Raw genomic sequence first — 4,155 nt, 5'->3', positions numbered from 1 at the left:
TCCGCCTCCTAGTGCGGTTATTGAGCAAGCGCTTAAGCGCGAATACCTAAAATACGGCACCTGTAAAAGTGGCTCGACTCCGCTTATCAAAAAAATCATGGCCATATCGGGCGACCATCTCTCTTTTGATGGCGTTGTCAGAAAGAATGGAAAACCGCTCGCGCGTTTTCTCGTTCATTCTGCAGATAGCCATCATCGCGCGCTCCCACAGCTCAAGGCATTCACGCTCACCGACGATGAGTTTTTTATGATGTCGGACTACGCGCCCAAAAACAGTTTTGACAGCCGTTACTTTGGCGCCATTCAAAAAAACGCCATTCAAGGTAAGGCTGTCCCCATATTCACCTTCTAAGAGTCATCGCCTCATGATGGATATAGACCAATACTCGCATTGTATCTATCAAGTTCATCCAACCACGATAGAACAAGTCATTAAGAACGAATCCAACTTTCGGCCACTGGCCATTAACGTCAACGCCTTTCCCAATCAAAAGCCACCGCGCATTACCCAGCCTAAGACGAAACAAGAAGCCATTCAGTTGGCCAACTATTACGTATCGCTCGGGCATTCGGTGGATTTGGGGTTGATGCAAATTAACTCAAAGAACCTGGCTCCGTTTGGGGTCAGCATTGCCGACATGTTCACTCCTTGTAAGAACATTCATGTCGGCTCCAGAATTTTGTATCAGGGTTATCAGCGCGCCCTCAAAATCAATTCAAAACCAAGCATTGCGCTGCAAATCGCCCTGTCTTACTACAACACCGGCAGTCCGCATCGAGGATTTAGAAATGGGTATGTCAAAAAGTACGTGAAAAATGACATACCCAAGCGCGTATTGACTGCGCCATCCCGTATCCCCACGCAAGGGCTCTACGATTAAACATTATCAACCAATCCTAACCAGGCGCTCATAAGAGCGCCTTTTTTCACTCTAAGAGAACACAATGCAATACGTCCTACTACCCGCATCCAACGACCAATATTTTCTAGCCGATTGTAAGGAAATCATCGCGATCAAAGAAGGCGTCATCGATGCACCGGATTTTGATGAATCGAATCTGACCTATCGCCTGATGTATGGCACCTATAAACCTCAACCGCACGCGCACTACAGCGATGAAGAAGTCAGAGCCCACATAACCGAAGCCATTGACCAATGGCTTATTCATATTGATGGCAAGAACGTCATTGATTTGGGGATTGAAGGCATTGTGATTTCAGAAAGCATCATCAAACGCCAATGCACTGAATTACAACATCCAAGAGCCACTCAAGATGTCGCGTTCGCCGCCTTAGTCAAAGCACCGACGTCTTTTGAGATTGACGACAAGCGTTATCAGACTCGCACTGCTTATCTGCGTTGGGATGGCATTGACGCCATCACCACGCTGCTGAATCGAAAAGGTTTATTTGCCTTCACCAGCGAAGACAAGCGATTCACACCAGAAGAGCCGCTAACAAAGAAAAACTGGCGTCTCTACATCGATCACTTACGAATGCTCAAAGAAGCCCGTAGAGCGCAATAGGAGAATAGCCATGCACAATGAACATGCCCAAAGGCACACAGAGACTATCAATCAATTACTTAACCAGACCGACGTATTGCTCCCAACTGGACACCAATTCCGCTGGGCAAATGAATACGATTCGATAAGTGAATTAAGAGTAATTTGTCGAAGTTTCATCTCCGATATCAACTACGCTTTAGAATCACCCCACTGCGCAAAACACTTCGGCAGACTGGAAGCCCAAATTAATTACGGTGGTGTGTTTATTGATGAACAACCGCCCTATGCCACAACCTTCCATTTGAATCGTGAAGTAATTACCCTGGAGTGGCTGCATCAACTCAAAAACGCGCTTCTCTGTTTGTACATCAGTCTATGTACATTGCATCACTGTGATTCACTCACATCCTCTCACCAAGACACCATTTCATGTAAATCTTGTGGTGAAGCCGACATCGAGAGTAATTCTGGAGATTTATATTGTCGTCAGTGTAAAAGCCGCGACATACAAATCACCGTAAAATACAGCGCTTTAGAAAACCTAGAATCCACACTCAATTCAATGAGTCAAATGTTATCCAACGCGGAATGTTCCCAATGCATTTCTCTGAGAAATCGTCGTTTTAAATCACCGACGACAATCGTCCCGACGAAAAGCCCTGATTATCCATCGCTTATTGAGCAGTTATCCAAACAAGCCCATCAAAGTTGCGGACTCAGTTATGAGTTATATCTCTGTCGCTTTCAATCATCCGTAGACGAACTCATTGAACGCCTTCCTGATAATGAAAAAGAAGCTGTGATAGCACTTGCAGTAAAACATGACTACGTAAGTGAGCAGCCGAATGAGGCAACGCAGTCAGATGACGATTGCCATGACGACACCCGCTATTGTTCTCATGGCATTGACATCGATTGCTGTCCAGCAGGATGTGGAGGATGAATGACACACCCAAATTAATGCAGCGCCGAACGAAGTAAAAAAATGTACTTATCCTTGTTATTGGTTAATTACCAAGAGTGTTTGTGCTTTTAAAAAACAAACCACAACAATAGATAAAATTAAGGACAACATCGTAAAATGAAATCATTAGTACTCAACCTAAGCTCTACTCACCCGGAAGCGCTCACTTCATTAAAATGTAAAGCCAAGCTACTCGCTTCTCCTGATACTGAAATACAATTCTCCTTCCATCAAATCGAATGGCCCTCAATCGACTGCGAGCCTAAAGGTATTCTGGTCAGTCATTATTATTCCCCCGCACACAACCGCCCATATTGTGGCTCAGCTGTCGTGTTGTACGACTCTCTGTCACTCATTGACGTCACAGAATTACCTAAAGAAGAGGAAGCGGCAGTATGAACTCAACCATTCAATTAACGGATGAAGAAGAGCAAGAACTTCAAGCATTCGAAACTCAACATCGCATCAAACGCCAAAAAGAAGAAGCGATAACCTTACGCGTTCAAGGATACGACGTCATGCGTCGAGCGCGTTTACCGCTGTATTTTCGCGCTCGTATTCGAGAGATGCGAGTAGGAGATACATTTCTAATGGGGTCGATTCGTCATATCTATGATGAAGAGGACACGGGCATGGATGATTACGAAGGTGTCGCCGAAGTTTACGTTGAACGAGAAGGCAAAGGGCTCTATCAACTTCGTTGTAACTGGAGTCTATTAAGCAAACCATCTCGCCCAATGACGTTTTCTCACGTCACGTTCAAATACGAAAAAGGCGGTGTATTTGCCTTCTTTGGCGAACACGCCAAAGAAGAACTACGCAGGATCTGTTTAATCAGTCGCTTCATTCAACGTCTCATCAAAAGTGCAGTCCCCGAAGACGTAGCTCCGTATAGTCAGCTAGGTATTCCTAACTTTCTGTGTGGCGTCAACATAGATAAAAATAACCTCACAACGCGCTTGTACTGGTCCAAAACACAAGAACGAAAAGTACGTTACAAATTCACCAACGAACAACTACCCAAGCCAATGATGGAGTGCATATTGAATATTGGGTTCTTAACGGGCGCCATTCCACTTGAGGATAAAGCAAAATGAAAGACAATCCTAAACACCTGTTTAGCATTAGCTCTGGCGATAAGGTTATATCAGAGCGCTATAACAATAACGTTATGGATGATCTGTATCGTCATCTCACAAACATCACCAAGATAAACATGACAACCTACCGAGCTGGACGTGCTATTGCAGAGCTCATCATTCATTACGATAGCGAGAAAACATTTCTGCTAACGATATGGGAAAGTGAATTAAACTGCCCGCCATTGTCTTCTGATGACATTCGCTTAGCTCACAAAGAGATCGCCTTACCCGACATAGCGGACATCATGATATTCGTAACAACACTGGCTCGTCATGCACGTTTGTCTCCTTGCTTACCATCCGATCAAGATTCAGCAGAAGTTCTCACTTACGTTTGATCCCGTATTTAATCCCGACCGTCTCGTCCTCACCATTTTTTCGAAGCAAAATGCAAAGGCAAAACACCAAGTAGTCACCCCGTCTTTGACTATGAATCAATAGACTCATTATTAGCACCACAGTCTTCACAAGGTGCACCCAGCGCTTACCCACATATCCATCATGAGGAGGACTGGAAACCTTCAGGATCAATTTCCAGCC

General features: G+C 44.7%; 7 protein-coding genes. All 7 read left to right on the top strand.

Translation table 11 applies throughout. From position 1 onward, the window contains the following. Positions 1 to 352 (top strand): conjugative transfer signal peptidase TraF (gene traF, locus OU793_RS23670; protein WP_274647870.1); only part of this gene is annotated, 352 nt, incomplete at its 5' end. 13 nt (positions 353 to 365) lie between these two features. Beyond that, positions 366 to 881, top strand: coding sequence for a lytic transglycosylase domain-containing protein (locus OU793_RS23665; RefSeq protein WP_050914799.1), 516 nt, complete (start codon positions 366 to 368; stop codon positions 879 to 881). A gap of 64 nt (positions 882 to 945) precedes the next feature. After that, positions 946 to 1,527 (top strand): hypothetical protein, encoded by a 582-nt coding sequence (locus OU793_RS23660; RefSeq protein WP_050914800.1) that lies wholly within the window; start codon positions 946 to 948, stop codon positions 1,525 to 1,527. Between the two features lie 10 nt (positions 1,528 to 1,537). Further along, the gene (locus tag OU793_RS23655) at positions 1,538 to 2,452 is read left to right on the top strand and encodes a hypothetical protein (RefSeq protein WP_023623161.1); all 915 of its coding nucleotides are present in this window, start codon (positions 1,538 to 1,540) and stop codon (positions 2,450 to 2,452) included. Positions 2,453 to 2,590: 138 nt separating this feature from the next. Next, positions 2,591 to 2,872, top strand: coding sequence for a hypothetical protein (locus OU793_RS23650; RefSeq protein ID WP_023623162.1), 282 nt, complete (start codon positions 2,591 to 2,593; stop codon positions 2,870 to 2,872). Continuing rightward, positions 2,869 to 3,570, top strand: coding sequence for a hypothetical protein (locus OU793_RS23645; protein ID WP_140300726.1), 702 nt, complete (start codon positions 2,869 to 2,871; stop codon positions 3,568 to 3,570). The genes OU793_RS23650 and OU793_RS23645 overlap by 4 nt, the downstream gene beginning before the upstream one ends. Next, positions 3,567 to 3,953 (top strand): hypothetical protein, encoded by a 387-nt coding sequence (locus OU793_RS23640; RefSeq protein WP_050914803.1) that lies wholly within the window; start codon positions 3,567 to 3,569, stop codon positions 3,951 to 3,953. The genes OU793_RS23645 and OU793_RS23640 overlap by 4 nt, the downstream gene beginning before the upstream one ends. Positions 3,954 to 4,155 lie beyond the last annotated feature (202 nt).

This window comes from Vibrio sp. VP6, from assembly GCF_028823755.1.
GTDB classification, from domain to species: Bacteria; Pseudomonadota; Gammaproteobacteria; order Enterobacterales; family Vibrionaceae; genus Vibrio; species Vibrio parahaemolyticus.
This window is presented reverse-complemented; position numbering and strand designations above follow the sequence as displayed.